The sequence below is a fragment of the Enterobacter cloacae complex sp. P27C genome (assembly GCF_014895705.1).
Lineage (GTDB): Bacteria > Pseudomonadota > Gammaproteobacteria > Enterobacterales > Enterobacteriaceae > Enterobacter > Enterobacter bugandensis.
In genome coordinates, this window is record NZ_JADBQB010000002.1 from 159,851 (window position 1) to 179,248 (window position 19,398).

The following is a 19,398-nucleotide window of genomic DNA, read 5'->3' on the forward strand; positions in this document are numbered from 1 at the left end:
AATCAAATGACGATGTTACGCCCCGCTATACTTTTGTTTATTCTGCTGTCTCTCATTACCGGCGGGCTGTACCCGCTGGTAACCACCGCGCTGAGCCAGTGGTGGTTTAAGGATCAGGCCAACGGCTCGCTGATTATACAAAACGGCGAAAACCGCGGTTCACGGCTGATTGGTCAGAACTTTACGGATTCTCGCTACTTCCAGGGACGCCCTTCCGCCACTGCCGAAAGCCCGTATAATCCGATGGCATCCGGCGGCAGTAACCTGGCGGGCAGCAACCCGGAGCTGGACAAAGCCGTCGCTGAACGCGTGGCAACCCTGCGTGCCGCCAATCCTCAGGCCAGCCGCGAGGTGCCCGTAGAGCTGGTGACCGCCTCGGCCAGCGGGCTGGACTACAGCCTGACGCCGGCAGCGGTGGACTGGCAGATCCCGCGCGTCGCCGCCGCCCGTCAGTTGACCGTGGAACAGGTGAGCAAGCTGGTGGCAGAGCACACGCAAAAGCCGCTGGTCAGCTTCATCGGCATGCCCGTGGTAAATATTGTTGAGCTGAATCTGGCGCTGGACGCGCTAAGGAAAAACTAAATGACCGACGAGCCCATGCGCCCGGATCCGGACAGGCTGCTTGAACAGACGGCTGAAGCCCATCGCGGCAAACTGAAAATTTTCTTTGGTGCCTGCGCGGGCGTCGGGAAAACCTTCGCCATGCTAACGGAAGCCCAGCGGCTTCGGGCGCAGGGGCTCGATATTCTGATCGGCGTGGTTGAAACCCACGGACGCAAAGAGACGGCGTCGCTGCTGAAGGGGCTGGCTACCCAGCCGCCCCGCCGCATCAGCCACCGTGGTCGTTTAGTTACGGAGTTTGATATTGATGCCGCCCTCGCCCGCCGTCCCGCCCTTATCCTGATGGACGAACTGGCGCACAGCAATGCGCCAGGCTCACGCCATCCCAAACGCTGGCAGGATGTTGAAGAGCTGCTCGAGGCCGGCATTGATGTGTTCACAACGGTTAACGTTCAGCATCTTGAAAGCCTGAACGACGTGGTCAGCGGCGTGACCGGCATTCAGGTGCGCGAGACGGTGCCCGACCCGTTCTTTGATTCTGCCGATGAGGTGGTGCTGGTTGACCTGCCTCCTGACGATTTGCGCCAGCGCCTGCACGAAGGAAAGGTTTATATTGCCGGCCAGGCCGAGCGCGCCATCGAACATTTCTTCCGCAAAGGTAACCTGATTGCCCTGCGCGAGCTGGCCCTGCGGCGTACTGCCGATCGCGTTGACGATCAGATGCGCGCCTGGCGCGACCTGCAGGGACAGGAGCGCGTCTGGCACACGCGGGATGCTATTCTGCTGTGCGTGGGCCACGGCAGCGGCAATGAAAAGCTGGTCCGCACCGCCGCGCGCCTGGCGGCCAAATTTGGCAGCGTCTGGCATGCGGTGTATGTCGAAACGCCGCAGCTGCACGCTCTGCCCGAAAACCAGCGCCGCGCGATCCTGAGCTCGCTGCGCCTTGCGCAGGAGCTGGGTGCCGAAACCGCTACCCTTTCCGATCCGCAGGAAGATAAGGCCATTCTACGCTACGCGCGGGAGCATAACCTGGGGAAAATTGTCATTGGCCGCCGCCAGCATCGCCGCTGGTTTAGCCGCGAATCCTTTGCCGACAAGCTGGCCCGCCGCGCGCCGGATCTGGACCTGGTGATCGTGGCGCTGGATGATAAACCTGCTCCCCTCCCCAGCCGCGCGCCGGACAGCCGGGCCTTCAGCGATAAATGGCGCATTCAGCTCCGCGGCTGCCTTGTCGCCGTCGTGCTCTGCGCCCTGATCACTATAATCGCCAGCAAATGGCTGATTGCCTTCGACGCGGCCAACCTGGTGATGATCTACCTGCTGGGCGTGGTAGTGGTGGCGCTCTTTTACGGACGCTGGCCGTCGGTACTGGCGACGGTTATTAACGTCATCAGCTTCGATCTGTTCTTCATTGCCCCCCGCGGGACGCTCGCCGTCTCGGACGTACAGTACATCCTCACCTTCGCCGTGATGCTCACCGTCGGGCTGGTGATAGGTAACTTAACGGCAGGCGTGCGCTACCAGGCGCGTATCGCCCGCTATCGCGAACAGCGCACGCGGCATCTTTATGAGATGTCGAAATCGCTGGCGGTGGGCCGCACGCCGCTGGATATTGTGCAGACCAGCGAGCAGTTTATTCGCTCGACCTTTCATGCCAGCAACCTGATTTTACTCCCGGACGATCACGGCAAGCTGCGCCCGCTGACGTCGGCCTCGGGCATGACGCCCTGGGACGAAGCCATCACCCGCTGGAGCTTTGATAAAGGGCTACCGGCGGGTGCAGGGACCGACACCCTGCCCGGCGTGCCCTATCAAATTCTGCCCCTGCGCAGCGCCGATAAAAACCTGGGGCTGGTTATCGTGGAGCCCTCCAATCTGCGCCAGCTGATGATCCCCGAACAGCAGCGACTGCTGGAGACCTTTACGCTGCTGGTTGCCAGCGCGCTGGAACGGCTGGCCCTCACCGCCAGCGAAGAGCAGGCCCGGCTGGCAAGCGAGCGCGAAAGCATTCGTAACTCGCTGCTGGCGGCGCTGTCTCACGACCTGCGCACACCTCTTACCGTCCTGTTTGGCCAGTCGGAAATCCTGACGCTGGACCTGGCAGCGGAAGGTTCAAAACACGCCATGCAGGCCAGCGAAATCCGTCAGCACGTGCTCAATACCACGCGTCTGGTGAATAACCTGCTCGATATGGCGCGGATCCAGTCAGGCGGTTTTAACCTCAAAAAAGAGTGGCTCACGCTTGAAGAGGTGGTGGGCAGCGCGCTGAAAATGCTCGAACCCGGCCTCGGTGGGCGGCATATTGCGCTGAACATGCCCGAGCCCCTGACGTTAATTCACGTTGACGGTCCGCTGTTTGAACGAGTGTTGATTAACCTGCTGGAAAACGCCGGCAAATATGCGGGTGCCAGCGCCCGGATTGGGGTGGATGCGACGGTGGTCGATGGCACGCTTCGTCTTGACGTCTGGGATACCGGGCCGGGCATTCCTGCCGGACAGGAGATAGCTATTTTCGAAAAATTCGCACGCGGCAATAAGGAGTCTGCCATCCCGGGCGTGGGGCTGGGGCTGGCGATTTGTCAGGCAATAATTGATGTTCATGGCGGAACCATTTTCGCGGAGAATCGTCCGGAAGGCGGCGCGCGTTTTTGTGTTACACTTCCTCTGGAAACCCCGCCGGAACTGAATGAATTACCAGAGGATTTGTGATCAACGTTCTGATTGTTGAAGATGAGATCGCCATTAGCCGGTTTCTGCGCGCAGCGCTGGAAGGCGATGGTCTGCGCGTTCATGATGCGGGTACGCTTCAGCGGGGGCTAATTGAAGCCGCGACCCGCAAGCCGGACCTGGTAATCCTCGATCTTGGCCTGCCGGACGGTGACGGCATCGATTTTATCCGCGAGGTACGTCAGTGGAGCCAGATGCCGATTCTGGTGCTCTCCGCCCGTACTGAAGAGACGGATAAAATCGCCGCGCTGGATGCCGGGGCGGACGACTATCTGATAAAACCTTTTGGTATCGGCGAGCTACAGGCTCGCCTGCGCGTGGCCCTGCGTCGCCACAGCGCAACCACGCCTGCTGACCCAACCTATACGTTTGGGGATATCCGGGTTGATCTGGCCGCGCGGCGTATTGTGCGCGGTGAAGAAGAAATCCATCTCACGCCAATCGAGTTTCGCCTGCTCGCCGTGCTGCTTAATAATCAAGGTAAAGTACTCACCCAGCGCCAGCTGTTAAGTCAGGTGTGGGGACCCAACGCGGTGGAGCATAGTCACTATTTACGCATATATATGGGACATCTTCGCCAGAAACTTGAAGTTGACCCCGCGCGCCCCCGTCATTTATTAACTGAAACCGGTATCGGTTATCGGTTTATGCTTTGAATAACTATTCAATTTATTTTTAAATAAAAACGAAACCTCTCAGAAAATATTTCACAAATATCCCAACCGTTATTTTTTTGATTATCTACGCTCACATCAAACATTCACAACACAATCTATTAACGAGACACTAACAATTCAGAATTTTGATCTGCATTATTCATCAAAAACGACTAATTATTTCTGAAATGATCGGTTAATGGTGATCTGCTTCACGGTTAATCGTCTTTGCCTGGATAAAATGACCATGCTTTCAATTACTGAAAGGAAAATGAAACATGGAAAACAACAATCGCTTAATGCCCCATATAAGGCGGACAACGCATATTATGATGTTTGCCCACCGAAACTGCTTTGACTTTCATCTCTTTAATGCCCGGTAGTCCTTCGACTTCTGGCGCACTCGCTTACAGGTTATCCTGAAAAACCTTAACTTACAGGCAATTGCCTGTGAGCTCGTGCGCTCATTCATCTTGATTCAGACTCATCCGCACCGGGCGGACTGAATTTCAATCATCAAAAAAGCAATTCACTGATTTTAATCAGCGGCTACCCATTGCTTTTTTTCCGGAAAATTATCGATTTCTTTCTTGCAAGAAATCGAGGGACGCTTATTACCTAAAATAAAGAGAGAAAGATGAAAAATTTAAAAATCGCAGCCAGCCGTGCATGTCCGGACTGCTTTACTACCCAGCGTGAAGTGGTGGATGTCCGCGCTTCTGATTATATTGATGTTGCCGCCATTGTTCTGGCGGTCACGGATATTGCCAGCGGTATCCTGGAAGAAATAGAAGCTACCGGTTTTGGCATTCCCGTATTTGTGGCGACGCACAAAGAAGAGATCATCCCGGCAGATTATTTATCGCGCATTCACGGCGTATTTGAGCATTCAGACACCAGCAAAGACTTTTATGGATGCCAGCTGGAAGCGGCCGCGCAGAAGTATGAAACCCAGCTGCGCCCGCCGTTTTTCCGCGCCCTTGTCGACTACGTGAAGCAGGGCAACAGCGCGTTTGACTGCCCGGGGCATCAGGGCGGGCAGTTTTTCCGCCGTCATCCTGCCGGCAATCAGTTTGTCGATTTCTTTGGCGAGACGTTATTCCGCTCCGATCTGTGCAACGCCGACGTGGCGATGGGGGATCTGCTGATCCACGAAGGCGCACCGTGCATTGCCCAGCAGCATGCGGCAAAAGTCTTTAACGCCGATAAGACCTACTTCGTGCTGAATGGCACCTCGTCGTCCAACAAAGTGGTGCTTAACGCCCTGCTCACCCCAGGCGATCTGGTGCTGTTCGACCGTAACAATCACAAATCTAACCATCACGGCGCCCTCCTCCAGGCTGGCGCAACGCCGGTCTATCTGGAAACCGCGCGCAACCCGTACGGCTTTATCGGCGGCATTGACGCGCACTGCTTTGAGGAGAGCTACCTGCGTGAACAGGTGGCAGAGGTGGCGCCTGGCCGTGCACGCGATGCGCGTCCGTTCCGCCTGGCGGTGATCCAGCTGGGCACCTACGATGGCACCATCTACAACGCCCGTCAGGTGGTGGATAAGATTGGGCACCTGTGCGACTACATCCTGTTTGACTCGGCCTGGGTGGGTTACGAGCAGTTTATTCCGATGATGGCCGACTGCTCGCCGCTGCTGCTGGAGCTGAACGAAAACGATCCGGGGATTCTGGTCACCCAGTCCGTGCATAAACAGCAGGCTGGCTTCTCGCAGACCTCGCAAATTCACAAGAAGGACAGACACATCAAAGGCCAGCAGCGCTATGTCCCACATAAGCGGCTCAACAATGCCTTTATGATGCACGCCTCCACCAGCCCGTTTTATCCGCTGTTTGCCGCGCTGGACATTAACGCCCGCATGCATGAGGGGCAAAGCGGCCGCAACATGTGGATGGACTGCGTGGTGACGGGCATTGAGGCGCGCAAGCTGATCCTGGAGAACTGCCGATTTATTCGTCCATTTGTGCCCGAGACGGTGGATGGCCGCGCGTGGGAAAGCTGGGACACGGCAGAGATTGCAACCGATCTGCGCTTCTTCCATTTCGTACCGGGTGAACGCTGGCACGCCTTTGAAGGTTATGCTGAGCACCAGTATTTTATCGACCCGTGCAAGCTGCTGCTGACCACGCCGGGCATTAACGCCCGCACCGGGGAGTATGACGACTTCGGCGTGCCCGCCACCATTCTCGCCAACTTCCTGCGTGAAAACGGCATCGTGCCGGAAAAATGCGATCTCAACTCGATCCTGTTCCTGCTCACCCCTGCGGAGGACATGGGCAAGCTGCAGCAGCTGGTCGCCCAGCTGGTGCGCTTCGAAAAACTGCTTGAGAGCGATGTGCCGCTGAAAGACGTCCTGCCCTCCCTCTACAAACAGCATCCGGAACGTTACGCGGGTTACACCCTGCGCCAGATCTGCCAGGAAATGCACGATCTGTACGCCCGCCATAACGTGAAGCAGCTGCAAAAAGAGATGTTCCGCAAGTCTCACTTCCCGCGGGTGATGATGAACCCGCAGGACGCGAACTACGCCTACCTGCGCGGAGAAGTGGAGCTGGTCTCCCTGCGCGACGCGGAAGGCCGCATCGCCGCCGAAGGCGCTCTCCCTTACCCACCGGGGGTACTGTGCGTGGTTCCAGGGGAAGTCTGGGGCGGTTCCGTGCTGCGCTACTTTGCCGCGCTGGAAGAAGGCATCAACCTGCTGCCGGGCTTCGCACCGGAGCTGCAGGGCGTGTACGTCGAGGAGTGTGAAGGTCGCAAACAGGTTCGCTGCTACGTCATCAAACAATCCGCTGCTCAGCCATCGCTGCTGAAAGGAGAAAAATTATGAGCAAGTCCAATAAGATGGGCGTGGTGCAGCTGACTATCCTCACCATGGTTAACATGATGGGCTCCGGGATTATCATGCTGCCCACCAAGCTTGCCGAGGTGGGGACCATCTCTATCATCTCCTGGCTGGTGACGGCTGTCGGATCGATGGCGCTGGCGTGGGCGTTTGCCAAGTGCGGGATGTTCAGCCGCAAGTCAGGCGGCATGGGCGGCTATGCCGAGTACGCCTTCGGCAAGTCCGGAAACTTTATGGCGAACTATACCTATGGGGTGTCGCTGCTGATCGCCAACGTGGCGATTGCCATCTCCGCCGTGGGCTACGGTACGGAGCTGTTTGGCGCGACGCTCAGCCCGGTGCAAATTGGGCTGGCGACCATCGGCGTGCTGTGGATCTGTACCGTCGCCAACTTTGGCGGCGCGCGCATCACCGGACAGCTCAGCAGCATCACCGTCTGGGGCGTGATCATCCCGGTGGTCGGCCTGTGCATCATCGGCTGGTTCTGGTTTAGCCCGACGCTGTACGCCAACTCCTGGAACCCGCACCATGTGCCGTTCTTCACCGCCGTGGGCTCGTCTATCGCCATGACGCTCTGGGCTTTCCTGGGCCTGGAATCCGCCTGCGCAAATGCGGAAGTGGTGGAAAATCCGGAGAAGAACGTGCCGATTGCGGTTCTCGGCGGGACGCTGGGCGCGGCGGTGATCTATATCGTTTCAACCAACGTGATAGCGGGGATCGTGCCAAACATGGATCTGGCTAACTCCACGGCACCGTTCGGACTGGCCTTTGCGCAGATGTTCACCCCGGAGGTCGGGAAAGTGATCATGGGGTTGATGGTGATGTCCTGCTGCGGATCGCTGCTTGGCTGGCAGTTCACCATTGCACAGGTTTTTAAATCGTCGGCAGATGAAGGCTATTTCCCGAAAATCTTCTCCCGCGTGACCAAAGCCGATGCGCCGGTGCAGGGTATGCTGGCAATTGTCATCTTCCAGAGCGGATTATCCCTAATGACCATCAGCCCGTCGCTGAACAGCCAGTTCAACGTGCTGGTCAATCTGGCGGTGGTGACGAACATCATCCCGTATATTCTGTCGATGGCGGCGCTGGCGATCATTCAGAAGGTGGCGAAGGTGGATCCGCACAAAGCGCGAGTAGCGAATATCGTGGCACTGGTTGGGGCGATATACAGCTTCTATGCGCTCTACTCGTCCGGCCAGGAAGCGATGCTGTACGGGGCGATAGTGACCTTTATGGGCTGGACGCTGTACGGTCTGGTGTCGCCGAGATTTGAATTGAAGAACAAACACAGTTAGGTAAAAGCAAAACGGCAACCCTGAGGTTGCCGTTTTTAGTGTTTTCTCCCTCTCCCCGTGGGAGAGGGCCGGGGTGAGGGCATCAGCCCGCACCAGAACACGACTTATGCGTTTTTCAGCACTTCGCTGACAATCTCTACCGCTTCTTTCTCAATCTGCTGGCGATGCTCAGCGCCGAGGAAGCTTTCGCAATAGATCTTGTACGCATCTTCCGTACCGGACGGACGCGCGGCGAACCAGCCATTTTCGGTCATCACTTTCAGGCCGCCGATAGACGCACCGTTACCCGGTGCCGCCGTCAGACGCGCGGTGATCGGATCGCCTGCCAGAGTGCTTGCGCTCACCATCTCCGGAGAGAGTTTGGACAAAGCCGCTTTTTGCGCAGAGGTCGCGCCAGCCTGAATACGGTTATAGCTTGGTGCACCAAAGCGTGCAGCCAGCTCGTTGTAATGTTCCTGCGGGTTTTTACCGGTAACCGCGGTGATTTCCGCCGCCAGCAGGCACATGATGATGCCGTCTTTATCGGTTGACCACGGGGTGCCATCGAAACGCAGGAAGGACGCGCCTGCGCTCTCTTCGCCGCCGAAGCCAAAGCTGCCGTCGTGCAGACCGTCAACGAACCACTTGAAGCCTACCGGCACTTCCACCAGCTTGCGGCCCAGCGCGTCCACCACGCGGTCGATCATCGCAGAAGAGACCAGCGTTTTACCGACAGCCACCTCTTTGCCCCACTGCGGACGGTGCTGGAACAGGTAGTTGATCGCAACAGCCAGATAGTGGTTCGGGTTCATCAGCCCGGCAGGGGTGACGATGCCGTGACGGTCATAGTCCGGGTCGTTAGCAAACGCCAGGTCGAATTTATCGCGCAGCGCCAGCAGGCCCGCCATCGCGCATTCGGAGGAGCAGTCCATACGGATCGCGCCGTCTTTGTCCAGGTGCATAAAGCGGAAGGTCTGATCGACGTGATCGTTCACGATGGTCAGATCCAGCTTGTAGTGCTCGGCGATGCGCTTCCAGTACTCAATACCGGAGCCGCCCAGCGGATCCACGCCCAGCTTCAGGCCGGCTTTCTGAATCGCCGCCATATCGACGATATCCGCCAGCCCTTCCACAAACGGCTGAACCAGATCCTGCTCTTTCACGTGGCCGGAGGCCATCGCCTCATCAAGAGAAATACGTTTAACGCCTTTCAGACCGTCGGCCAGCAGCGCGTTTGCACGATCTTCCACCACTTTGGTGACGTTAGTGTCAGCCGGGCCGCCGTTAGGCGGGTTGTATTTGATACCACCGTCTTCCGGCGGGTTGTGGGATGGCGTGATGACGATACCGTCAGCCTGCGCGCCACCTTTTTTGTTGTGCACAAGGATCGCGTTTGATACCGCCGGTGTTGGAGTAAACCCATTATTCTCCTGAACAATCACGTCCACACCGTTCGCCGCAAGCACTTCCAGCACGGAAATAAACGCCGGTTCAGACAGCGCATGGGTATCTTTGCCCACGTAGCACGGACCGGTAACGCCGTTTTTAGCGCGCTCTTCCGCAATGGCCTGAGCAATGGCCAGAATGTGCGGTTCGTTAAAGCTGTGGCGCGCCGCGCTACCGCGGTGACCAGATGTACCAAACTTCACTGCGTGTTCTGCGTTGCCCACGACCGGTTTCAGCACGTAATACTGCGCGGTCAGCTGAGCGACGTTAATCAAATCGCTTTGTTGTGCAGGTTGGCCTGCACGGCTGTGATTTGCCATTACCGGGTCCTTATGATGCAAGGGTTAAATTGTACCGCAAACCTTTTCAATCAATTCCGCCGGGAACTGCATGGACTGCATGATGTGTTCAATCATGCTGCACTTGCGGCCCGTATTGGTATTGGTGATCACCCAGTACGGAGTGCCAGGGACATGTTTAGGTTTGGTTTGATTGCCATTTTGCAGCAGCGTCTGCTCGTCGCCCGCGAAATAGACGCGGGTACGGCCGTGCAGCGACTCGGTCGCTTCAGCAAACGCTTTGTTATCCAGGGAGTAAAGTGTAGACAGCACCAGCATAAAACGGTTAACCGCCTTTTTCTGCTCCGCATATTCGTCGGAGAGCAGCAGTTCGCGCATCGCGCGCACTTTATCTTTTACCGGCGTCACGGCAGGTTTTGCTTGTACAGCAACGCTCGGCTGAGACACGACATCTTTGGTAACTGGGGTGGCAGGCTGTGAAGCGGCGGAAATTTTAAGCATGCGCCGTAAAATGTCGGACGCGCTCTCCCCGATATGCCGCGTCTGGCTGGCAATATACTGATAGAGTTCGTCATCAACTTCGATTGTTTTCATCTTAATCCAGTGCGATATCTTATCTGAATACAAGTCATTGGGATTATAAGGTCAAATCCCAACAGCGGATAGCGTCAAACCAGGTTGGCGGCAAAAGTCAGATTAAACTGGAACCTTGCAGCCGGGCGGCAGAATGGTCAACATGATACCCTAACCTGACATACGTAAAAAAAGAACTTTGCCATGAAATTGAATACCCGAGCGCAAACTGCACAATCGCCGAACAATAATTCCCCCATCGTGCTGGTTCATGGACTTTTTGGCAGCCTGGATAACCTGGGCGTGCTGGCCCGCGATTTGGTTACCGATCACGATATTTTACAGGTCGATATGCGCAACCACGGGCTTTCCGGCCGCTCAGACGAGATGACCTATGCGGCAATGGCGCAGGATCTGCTGGATACGCTGGACGCGCACAACCTGCAGAAGGTGACCCTCATCGGGCATTCAATGGGCGGTAAAGCGGTTATGGCGCTCACCGCGCTGGCGCCAGAGCGAATTTCCGGGCTTGTGGTGATTGACGTTGCGCCTGTGGATTACGACGTTCGCCGTCACGATGAGATTTTCGCGGCGATCAATGCTGTAACCGAAGCTGGCGTTTCCACTCGTCAGCAGGCGGCAGCGGTTATGCGTGAGCATCTTGATGAAGAAGGCGTGGTGCAGTTCCTTTTGAAGTCGTTTGTTGACGGGCAGTGGCGTTTTAACGTGCCGGTGCTGTGGGACCAGTACAACAACATCGTGGGCTGGGAAACCGTTCCCTCCTGGCCGCACCCTGCCCTCTTTATTCGCGGCGGTAACTCTCCTTATATTACCGACGCGTACCGCGACACGCTGCTGGCACAATTCCCGCAGGCGCGCGCCCACGTCATTGCCGGTGCCGGACACTGGGTGCATGCGGAAAAACCGGATGCTGTACTGCGCGCCATTCGCCGCTATCTCGCTGATACTGCAAATTGATTAAAAAGAGAGCGACTGGAAGATGACGGGCTTCCAGTCGTTGGCGTGCCGTTTTTGGTGATGTATGATGGCGCGCTTATCGCCCGGGCTTTAGCAGGGCGGCGTGTTTCCCCCGAAGTCTCATAATCATGGCCAAAGAACAAACGGACCGTACGACACTAGATCTGTTCGCGAATGAGCGTCGACCGGGACGACCGAAAACGAATCCGCTTTCGCGCGATGAACAGCTGCGTATCAATAAACGCAATCAGCTTAAACGCGATAAAAATCGTGGGCTTAAGCGTGTCGAACTGAAGCTCAACGCCGACGCGGTCGATGCGCTTAACGAGCTGGCAGAGGCGCGTAATATCAGCCGCAGCGAGCTTATTGAAGAGATGCTCATCGCCCAACTTGAGACGCTGCGCAGCCAGGCATAAGTCTGAAAAACCCCTTTATCGCCCTTTTCATGTAGCACAGAGTGCAGTCCTGCGCGATAGCGGTTTCCGCAGGGTTGCCAGTTCTGCTATTATTGCCCTTATCCGTGGCCGAATTGCGCCACCATACCATTAAGTTTCAAGAGGTTATTTTACTCATGGCAATCATCGGCATTTTCTTCGGCAGTGATACCGGCAATACCGAAAATATCGCAAAAAACATTCAGAAACAGCTCGGTAAAGACGTTGCTGATGTGCATGACATCGCCAAGAGCAGCAAAGAAGATCTCGAGGGCTATGACATTCTGCTGCTGGGTATTCCAACCTGGTACTATGGTGAAGCCCAGTGCGACTGGGACGATTTCTTCCCGACGCTGGAAGAGGTGGACTTCAACGGCAAGCTGGTTGCCCTGTTCGGTTGTGGCGATCAGGAAGATTACGCCGAGTACTTCTGTGATGCGCTGGGGACGATTCGCGACATCATTGAGCCTAATGGGGCGGTTATTGTTGGCCACTGGCCGACTGCCGGTTACCACTTCGAAGCCTCTAAAGGCCTGGCCGATGACGATCATTTTGTCGGACTTGCCATTGACGAAGACCGTCAGCCAGAACTGACCGCAGAGCGTGTAGAGAAGTGGGTTAAGCAGATCCGCGAAGAACTGCATCTGGACGATATTCTCAACGCCTGATTTTTTACGGCGCAACGCGGGTTGCGCCCCTTTTCCAGGTAAAACCGATTAAATTAATTGCTACAAACTTTTAACTTTTTCGCCCAGACCTGTACAATGTCTCCCTGGCAAAATGTGGTTTCCATTGAGCAAGTTTGTAGGTGATACCACGTTTTTATAAGCATACTTTGCCTGAGACTTGCAGTTTTCATTTAGGCATGGCAGTTCTATAATGAGACGCATTATCCCAGGTGCATTTTCTGTCACTTCCCAGAGAAGTGAATCGTTTAGCAACAGGACAGATTCCGCATGACTGACAACAACACCGCATTAAAGAAGGCTGGCCTGAAAGTAACGCTTCCTCGGTTAAAAATCCTGGAAGTGCTTCAGGGTCCAGACAATCACCATGTCAGTGCGGAAGACCTTTATAAACGTCTTATCGACATGGGTGAAGAGATTGGGCTGGCCACCGTATATCGCGTGCTGAACCAGTTTGATGACGCGGGCATTGTTACCCGTCATAATTTCGAAGGCGGTAAATCTGTATTCGAACTGACCCAGCAGCATCACCACGATCACCTGATCTGCCTCGATTGCGGCAAGGTCATTGAATTTAGCGATGATTCCATCGAAGCGCGTCAGCGTGAAATCGCAGCTCGTCATGGCATTCGCCTGACCAACCACAGCCTGTACCTTTACGGTCACTGCGCTGAAGGGGATTGCCGCGAGAATGAACACGCTCACGACACAAAATAAGTTAGCGTTCATACTCTGAGCCAGCCGTAAGGTTGGCTTTTTTTTGCCTGAAAAAAGCCCGGTAAGCAAAGTGCACCGGGCGTAGAGCAACTTATTTGTTGTTATTGCGTATCTCGTTCCAGATTTTATCGCAACGCTTCGCCACTTCCTGATCGTTACCGGTTTTACGTGCCTGAATGCAGGCCTGATAATCCATCACGCGAACATTCTCCTGCGTCGCGAACGCCTCATGCGCTTTCTCTTTCTTTAACACATTTAGCACGCTCTGGCAGGCTTCAATTTTCTCAGGCGATCCTTCCGCGGTATTAATACAGGCGCTATACGCCTCCTTCAGACGGGCGTCCTCTTTCGGTGCCTGAGTCTGAACACACGCCACCAGCCCTGATGCCATCAGCGCGACGATTACGATTTTTTTCATCATATGCAGTCTCCAGACCGGCGGGACTCAGCCCGCCGGTGTGCTCATCAGAAGATGGTGAATGGGGCGATAACCATGAATTTGACGTCACGTTCATCCTGGAAGATGTTGCCGTAACCGCCCGCATAGCTTGGGATATCGGAGTGGTTGTCATACTGCGTAAAGTGCAGCTTGAACATCGTGCCTTTCGCGCGGCCATCCTGCAGGGTGTAGATAGCATCCAGGCTGTAGGAGGACTCTTTCAGGCGATAGTTTGGATCGTAGTACGCATCCGGCGTCGCCATGTCTGCTGGTTTTGCATCCCAGGCGTAAGCGTAAGAAGCGCCCACCGCCCAGCCCGGCAGGTTCCAGTTTTTCAGGTCATACATGGCGCCGAAGAAGACCGCTTTCTCGCCGTCGGCGTTGAAGTCTGAGCGGTTATCCCACCAGATATCCAGACGACCGTTGGATGAGGCATAGGTCGGCGTCATACGCTGCAGGAAGTAGCCCTGCTGCCCTTCCGCCTTCACCCATGTCCCTTCCAGGCGCAAATCAACCTGGCCAACCTTGTAGCCGAAGGTTAACGCCTGCAGCCACGCGGTACCGTTATAAATGTCATTTACGCTGCCATCGCTGACCTTATCGCGCGTACCGTAGAACTGGTAGCTGGTGCTCAGCGGACTACCGGCGATATCAAATTTGTAGCTGGCTTTAGCAAAATACTGATCGATATAGCCTTCCGCCTGACCAAATGCGGCTTCCAGAACCAGATCGTTTTTGAAATCGTACTTCGCGCCCAGCGAGTGGAGGTAATCGACTTTGGTTTTCTTATCGTTCTGGTAGAACTTGTCCATCTCAATGTGCCACGGCGCTTTGTACTCGTTGGTCCACATATAGGAGAAGCTCAACGCACCTGCATCACCATAGTCAAAGTTAGCCCCGGCTTCTGCCCCCTGATAGGTACCAGGCATAAAGCTCCAGTGCGGCGCTAACAGCGTCTGGCCGGTTGGCTGAATATAGCCCCCACGCGCCCATACCGGGCCGTATTTGAATTTCGCTGCGGCCTTATAAAGGCTGATACCGCTTTTATCCCCTGACCAGTCTTCGTCATAGGCTTTATTGCTGGAGGAGAAGGCAATTTCGTTCGGGTGGCCGCTGTCGCCATTTTCAGCCATTTCAATCGCCGTAAACGCGGCAATATCCAGACCGAACATATCGGCGGCGTAGCCTGACTGGAAGTCCAGGTTGGCGTTCCAGGTGGAGTGAGAGAGGTTGGTTTTGTATTTATCTTCTGTGACATCTTTACGGTCACGTTCACGCTGCCAGTAATAAATACCGCCAGTGAGGGTAGAATCTTCGATGAAACCTGCTGCTTTTGCCTCTGGTGTCACCACCAGGCCCGACATTGCTGTCACACCGGCAATAGCCAGCGCCAGCGCACTACGTTTGCCACTGAACGTACGCATAGATTATTCCTCTTTGACGAATTAAAACGCCTTAAACGGCGAAAATATAAAAGACCAAAAGGCCAGGGGTAGTTATAAATACCCTCGAATTAACTACCGTCTTTAGGTTATTTTTCGCGACGCGAATTATCAATGCTTTTCAGTGGGCAAAAGTCAGGATTATGACGAAGTGCACATAATTGGTAGTGCTTTGTAACATTTGGCCGGATGCGAGGTGTGGCGGGGGTAGAGCAGGTAATTTCGGCGTCTTAGATTGTAATAAAACCCGTATTTGTCTTTATTCTCCATTTTATGAAACAGACAAACTTTTTTTAGAAAAATAAGTAGCACCGCATTGACCAAAAATTTTATCTGGCCTAATTACGGGCCTACTTTAACGATATGATCATTAAATAAAAAAACGCCGCTAAAAGCGGCGTTTGTTTCTCATTGACCAGTGCAACGTTATTATTCGCCGATCTTGGTCCAGGTATCACGCAGACCTACGGTACGGTTAAATACCGGTTTTTCTGCCGTGCTGTAACGGCTGTCCAGGCAGAAGTAACCTTCACGTTCGAACTGGAACGCTTTGCCCGCTTCAGCGGCTTTCAGCGATGGCTCCGCATAACCTTGCTTGATCACCAAAGATTCCGGGTTGATGGTCGCCAGGAAGTCTTCAGCCGCACCCGGGTTAGGTACGCTAAACAGACGATCGTACAGACGAATTTCTACCGGCAGCGCGTGGGAAGCGCTCACCCAGTGGATCACGCCTTTCACCTTGCGGCCGTCTGCCGGATCTTTGCTCAGCGTCTCAGCATCGTACGAACAGAAGATGGTGGTAATGTTACCTTCAGCATCCTTCTCTACGCGCTCGGCTTTGATGACGTAGGCGTTACGCAGACGAACTTCTTTACCCAACACCAGACGCTTGTACTGCTTATTGGCTTCTTCACGGAAGTCAGCACGGTCGATCCAGATCTCACCGCTGAACGGCACGTCGCGGCTTCCCATTTCCGGTTTATTCGGATGGTTAGGCATAGAGACCAGCTCGCTTCCACCCTGCGGGTAATTTTCAATAACCAGTTTCACCGGATCGATAACAGCCATCGCGCGCGGGGCGTTTTCGTTAAGATCTTCACGAATGCAGGATTCCAGAGACGCCATTTCGATGGTGTTGTCCTGCTTGGTCACGCCGATACGTTTGCAGAACTCACGAATAGAAGCGGCAGTGTAACCACGACGACGCAGGCCGGAGATGGTCGGCATGCGCGGGTCGTCCCAGCCTTCAACGTGCTTGTCGGTCACCAGCAGGTTCAGCTTACGCTTGGACATCACGGTGTATTCCAGATTCAGACGAGAGAACTCGTACTGACGCGGATGCACAGGAATGGTGATGTTATCCAGCACCCAGTCGTACAGACGACGGTTATCCTGGAACTCCAGCGTACACAGCGAGTGGGTGATGCCTTCCAGCGCATCACTGATGCAGTGGGTGAAGTCGTACATCGGGTAGATGCACCACTTGTTGCCGGTCTGGTGGTGTTCTGCGAACTTAATGCGGTACAGCACCGGATCGCGCATCACGATAAACGGCGACGCCATATCGATTTTGGCACGCAGGCACGCTTTACCTTCTTCGAAGCCACCGGCACGCATTTTTTCAAACAGCGCCAGGTTCTCTTCCACGCTGCGATCGCGGAACGGGCTGTTTTTGCCTGGTGCAGTCAGCGTACCGCGATACTCGCGGATTTCGTCCGCAGACAGCTCGTCAACGTATGCCAGACCTTTGTTGATCAGCTCCACCGCGTAGGCATACAGCTGATCAAAATAGTCAGAGGAGTAGCAGATATCGCCAGACCAGTTGAAGCCCAGCCATTGCACGTCGTTTTTAATGGACTCAACGTATTCGATGTCTTCTTTTACTGGGTTGGTGTCATCGAAACGCAGGTTGCACTGCCCCTGGTAGTCTTGCGCAATGCCAAAGTTCAGGCAGATCGATTTCGCGTGACCAATGTGCAGGTAGCCGTTCGGCTCCGGCGGGAAACGCGTATGTACCGTGGTGTGCTTACCACTGGCCAGATCTTCATCGATGATCTGACGAATAAAGTTACTCGGGCGGGCTTCTGCCTCACTCATCGTGGATTCCTCAAAGCGTAAACAACGTATAACGGCGTATGATCTTATAAGCCGGACGTAGTGACAACCCTTAGTTACGGAAAATACGTATCAGATGAAAATAATGGGGGCGTTTGCTGCAAAAAAAAGCGGCGGAGGATATCCCCCGCCGCTTAAGGCATGACTCTACTCAGGAGCGATTACTTGCCTTTAATCTCATACAGCGGTGTCTGACCCGCAACCACCTGACCTTTCGCCTGGAGTACCAGACCGCTAAAGTCGTCGATGTTGCTGCACACGACCGGACTAATCATCGAGCGCGCGTTAGCGTTCAGGAAGTCCAGATCCATTTCCAGAATCGGCTGACCTGCCACCACTTCGGCCCCCTCTTCCACCAGGCGAGTAAAGCCCTGACCGTTCAGCGCTACGGTATCGATCCCCATATGGACAACGATCTCCGCGCCTTTTTCGGTTTCGAGGCAGAACGCGTGATTGGTGTTGAAGATTTTCACGATGGTGCCTGCCGCCGGAGACACAACGGTTTTGTCCGTTGGTTTCACCGCCACGCCGTCACCGACCGCTTTGCTGGCGAACGCTTCGTCAGGCACCTGCTCAAGGTCAACCACGTCACCCGTTACCGGAGAGACCAGCGCGGCCACCGTCACGGCGTTAGGCACGGCCTGCGGCTTCGCTACCGGGGCAGCCGTCGACGCAGGTGCGCTGTCGGCTGATGCCGCCGCGACCGGGCCACGGGCAACCACTTTCTTCATTTCGTCGCCAATGGATTCCGCTTTGGCGCCTACGATAACCTGGATAGTTTGTTTGTTCAGTTTAACCACGCCCGATGCACCAAGGCGTTTACACATTGCGTCGCTTACGCGCGCCGAGTCACCCACCGTCAGACGCAGACGGGTGATACAGGCATCAATCGCTTTCAGGTTGTCAGTCCCACCGACGGCAGCGATATAGCTGGTCGCCAGCTGAGTCAGACCCTCTTCGGTATTGCTGTTGGCTTCGTTGGTGACCACTTCGTCTTTGGTATCTTCGCGGCCTGGTGTTTTGAGGTTAAACATACGAATAACCGCAGTGAACAGCACGAAGTAGATGACGAAGAAGACCAGACCCATTACCACCAGCATCCAGACGTTCTTGCTTGCCGCCGGCAGGTTGTACATCAACACGTAGTCGATCGCGCCTGCAGAGAAGGAGAAGCCAGCATGGATGCCCAGCAGGGTCGCCACAAACAGGCTGATACCGGTCAGGACCGCATGCATGAGGTACAGCACCGGCGCCAGGAACATGAACAGGAATTCCAGCGGCTCGGTTACACCGGTCAGGAACGCGGTAATCGCAACGGACAGCAGCATGCCGCCAACCATTGGGCGACGCGCTTTTGGCGCAGCCAGGTACATTGCCAGTGCAGCGCCCGGCAGACCAAACATCATGATTGGGAAGAAGCCAGACATGAACATACCCGCGGTGCCGTCACCCGCATAGAAGCGGTTGATGTCGCCGTGGAATACGGTGCCCGCAGCATTGGTGAACTCACCAATCTGGAACCAGGCGATGGTGTTCAGCACCTGATGCAGACCGGTTGGGATCAGCAGACGGTTGATAAAACCAAAGATACCTGAGCCCACTGCACCCGCTGAAACAATCCACTCGCCGCCCGCATGGATAGCATGCTGCACCGGCGGCCAGACGTAGCCAAAGATAGCTGCCAGGATCAGACAGAAAAAGCCCGTCGCAATTGGCACAAAACGTTTACCGCCGAAGAAGCTCAGGAAGTCAGGCAGTTTGATACCCGCCCAGCGGTTGTACACGGCACCACCGACCAGACCGGTAATGATACCCGCCAGTACACCCATGTTGATTTCCGGGTTGATGGTTACCATCGCTTTCGTGAGGATGAAGTAACCTACCGCCCCTGCCAGTGCCGCAGCACCGGCGCTGTCTTTTGACCAGCTTGACGCCACGCCGATGGCGAAAATCAGCGCAAGGTTGTCAAAAATGGCGCCGCCTGCCTGGGCAATAAACGGCACGTTAAGAAGATCGGGTTGCCCGAATCGCAGCAGCAACGCTGCAACCGGTAGCACGGCGATAGGGAGCTGCAAAGCCCTACCGAGGCGCTGGAAAAAACCTAAAATATTCATCCTATTCCCCCTACGAGACCCATTATTAAGACTCGCGCATAAACTATGTTTTTATTGTGTCACGAACGATAGATACAGTTGATGAT

16 protein-coding genes are annotated in these 19,398 nt (G+C 55.2%); 10 read left to right on the plus strand and 6 right to left on the minus strand.

All coding sequences use genetic code 11. The features are described 5' to 3' along the window. The first annotated feature begins 6 nt into the window (after nt 1-6). The 6 genes from kdpC (at nt 7) to potE (ending at nt 8,090) form a co-directional block, all read left to right on the plus strand. Complete coding sequence (gene kdpC / locus IM291_RS04205; RefSeq protein WP_192986217.1) at nt 7-582, plus strand: potassium-transporting ATPase subunit KdpC; 576 nt, start codon at nt 7-9, stop codon at nt 580-582. Further along, nucleotides 583-3,270: a two-component system sensor histidine kinase KdpD gene (gene kdpD / locus IM291_RS04210; protein ID WP_192971403.1), complete on the plus strand. Its 2,688-nt coding sequence runs from the start codon at nt 583-585 to the stop codon at nt 3,268-3,270. After that, entirely contained in the window at nt 3,267-3,944 is a 678-nt protein-coding gene (kdpE, locus tag IM291_RS04215; RefSeq protein WP_192986218.1) for a two-component system response regulator KdpE, read from the plus strand. The genes kdpD and kdpE overlap by 4 nt, the downstream gene beginning before the upstream one ends. Before the next feature lie 278 nt (nt 3,945-4,222). Next, entirely contained in the window at nt 4,223-4,327 is a 105-nt protein-coding gene (speFL, locus tag IM291_RS04220; protein WP_003858645.1) for a leader peptide SpeFL, read from the plus strand. A 254-nt stretch (nt 4,328-4,581) separates the two neighbouring features. Next, nucleotides 4,582-6,780 (plus strand): ornithine decarboxylase SpeF, encoded by a 2,199-nt coding sequence (gene speF, locus IM291_RS04225; RefSeq protein WP_192971405.1) that lies wholly within the window; start codon nt 4,582-4,584, stop codon nt 6,778-6,780. Then, nucleotides 6,777-8,090 (plus strand): putrescine-ornithine antiporter, encoded by a 1,314-nt coding sequence (potE, locus tag IM291_RS04230; protein WP_045630860.1) that lies wholly within the window; start codon nt 6,777-6,779, stop codon nt 8,088-8,090. The genes speF and potE overlap by 4 nt, the downstream gene beginning before the upstream one ends. A 104-nt stretch (nt 8,091-8,194) precedes the next feature. Here the strand turns inward: potE and pgm are convergent, their stop codons facing one another. Both pgm and seqA read right to left on the minus strand, forming a co-directional pair. Next, nucleotides 8,195-9,835, minus strand: a complete 1,641-nt coding sequence (pgm, locus tag IM291_RS04235) for a phosphoglucomutase (alpha-D-glucose-1,6-bisphosphate-dependent) (RefSeq protein ID WP_028012364.1) — start codon at nt 9,833-9,835, stop codon at nt 8,195-8,197. A 24-nt stretch (nt 9,836-9,859) separates the two neighbouring features. Further along, nucleotides 9,860-10,408: a replication initiation negative regulator SeqA gene (gene seqA, locus IM291_RS04240; RefSeq protein WP_041910775.1), complete on the minus strand. Its 549-nt coding sequence runs from the start codon at nt 10,406-10,408 to the stop codon at nt 9,860-9,862. Between the two features lie 183 nt (nt 10,409-10,591). Between seqA and ybfF the strand changes: the two genes are divergently transcribed. The 4 genes from ybfF to fur all read left to right on the plus strand — a co-directional run bounded on the left by ybfF (nt 10,592) and on the right by fur (nt 13,202). Then, the gene (gene ybfF, locus IM291_RS04245) at nt 10,592-11,365 is read left to right on the plus strand and encodes an esterase (RefSeq protein WP_045261091.1); all 774 of its coding nucleotides are present in this window, start codon (nt 10,592-10,594) and stop codon (nt 11,363-11,365) included. Nucleotides 11,366-11,493: 128 nt separating this feature from the next. Continuing rightward, complete coding sequence (ybfE, locus tag IM291_RS04250; RefSeq protein ID WP_014883017.1) at nt 11,494-11,781, plus strand: LexA regulated protein; 288 nt, start codon at nt 11,494-11,496, stop codon at nt 11,779-11,781. Nucleotides 11,782-11,936: 155 nt separating this feature from the next. Further along, nucleotides 11,937-12,467: a flavodoxin FldA gene (gene fldA, locus IM291_RS04255; RefSeq protein ID WP_008501067.1), complete on the plus strand. Its 531-nt coding sequence runs from the start codon at nt 11,937-11,939 to the stop codon at nt 12,465-12,467. A 288-nt stretch (nt 12,468-12,755) separates the two neighbouring features. Beyond that, nucleotides 12,756-13,202, plus strand: a complete 447-nt coding sequence (fur, locus tag IM291_RS04260) for a ferric iron uptake transcriptional regulator (RefSeq protein WP_028012361.1) — start codon at nt 12,756-12,758, stop codon at nt 13,200-13,202. A gap of 91 nt (nt 13,203-13,293) precedes the next feature. On the opposite strand, the gene chiQ is transcribed toward fur, so the two are convergent. From chiQ to nagE, 4 genes are all read right to left on the minus strand, one after another. Next, nucleotides 13,294-13,620, minus strand: a complete 327-nt coding sequence (gene chiQ, locus IM291_RS04265) for a ChiQ/YbfN family lipoprotein (RefSeq protein ID WP_028012360.1) — start codon at nt 13,618-13,620, stop codon at nt 13,294-13,296. A 47-nt stretch (nt 13,621-13,667) separates the two neighbouring features. Beyond that, nucleotides 13,668-15,065, minus strand: a complete 1,398-nt coding sequence (gene chiP / locus IM291_RS04270; RefSeq protein ID WP_028012359.1) for a chitoporin — start codon at nt 15,063-15,065, stop codon at nt 13,668-13,670. 447 nt (nt 15,066-15,512) lie between these two features. Further along, nucleotides 15,513-17,180, minus strand: coding sequence for a glutamine--tRNA ligase (gene glnS, locus IM291_RS04275; protein WP_041910779.1), 1,668 nt, complete (start codon nt 17,178-17,180; stop codon nt 15,513-15,515). 179 nt (nt 17,181-17,359) lie between these two features. Then, nucleotides 17,360-19,312 (minus strand): PTS N-acetyl glucosamine transporter subunit IIABC, encoded by a 1,953-nt coding sequence (gene nagE / locus IM291_RS04280; RefSeq protein ID WP_028012357.1) that lies wholly within the window; start codon nt 19,310-19,312, stop codon nt 17,360-17,362. Nucleotides 19,313-19,398 lie beyond the last annotated feature (86 nt).

What these genes read in the sequence shown, in the direction of transcription:
- kdpC (WP_192986217.1), top strand. Translation starts at nt 7, where the DNA reads ATGACGATGTTACGCCCCGCTATACTTTTGTTTATTCTGCTGTCTCTC.
- kdpD (WP_192971403.1), top strand. Translation starts at nt 583, where the DNA reads ATGACCGACGAGCCCATGCGCCCGGATCCGGACAGGCTGCTTGAACAG.
- speFL (WP_003858645.1), top strand. Translation starts at nt 4,223, where the DNA reads ATGGAAAACAACAATCGCTTAATGCCCCATATAAGGCGGACAACGCAT.
- speF (WP_192971405.1), top strand. Translation starts at nt 4,582, where the DNA reads ATGAAAAATTTAAAAATCGCAGCCAGCCGTGCATGTCCGGACTGCTTT.
- potE (WP_045630860.1), top strand. Translation starts at nt 6,777, where the DNA reads ATGAGCAAGTCCAATAAGATGGGCGTGGTGCAGCTGACTATCCTCACC.
- pgm (WP_028012364.1), bottom strand. Translation starts at nt 9,835, where the DNA reads ATGGCAAATCACAGCCGTGCAGGCCAACCTGCACAACAAAGCGATTTG.
- seqA (WP_041910775.1), bottom strand. Translation starts at nt 10,408, where the DNA reads ATGAAAACAATCGAAGTTGATGACGAACTCTATCAGTATATTGCCAGC.
- ybfF (WP_045261091.1), top strand. Translation starts at nt 10,592, where the DNA reads ATGAAATTGAATACCCGAGCGCAAACTGCACAATCGCCGAACAATAAT.
- ybfE (WP_014883017.1), top strand. Translation starts at nt 11,494, where the DNA reads ATGGCCAAAGAACAAACGGACCGTACGACACTAGATCTGTTCGCGAAT.
- fldA (WP_008501067.1), top strand. Translation starts at nt 11,937, where the DNA reads ATGGCAATCATCGGCATTTTCTTCGGCAGTGATACCGGCAATACCGAA.
- fur (WP_028012361.1), top strand. Translation starts at nt 12,756, where the DNA reads ATGACTGACAACAACACCGCATTAAAGAAGGCTGGCCTGAAAGTAACG.
- chiQ (WP_028012360.1), bottom strand. Translation starts at nt 13,620, where the DNA reads ATGAAAAAAATCGTAATCGTCGCGCTGATGGCATCAGGGCTGGTGGCG.
- chiP (WP_028012359.1), bottom strand. Translation starts at nt 15,065, where the DNA reads ATGCGTACGTTCAGTGGCAAACGTAGTGCGCTGGCGCTGGCTATTGCC.
- glnS (WP_041910779.1), bottom strand. Translation starts at nt 17,180, where the DNA reads ATGAGTGAGGCAGAAGCCCGCCCGAGTAACTTTATTCGTCAGATCATC.
- nagE (WP_028012357.1), bottom strand. Translation starts at nt 19,312, where the DNA reads ATGAATATTTTAGGTTTTTTCCAGCGCCTCGGTAGGGCTTTGCAGCTC.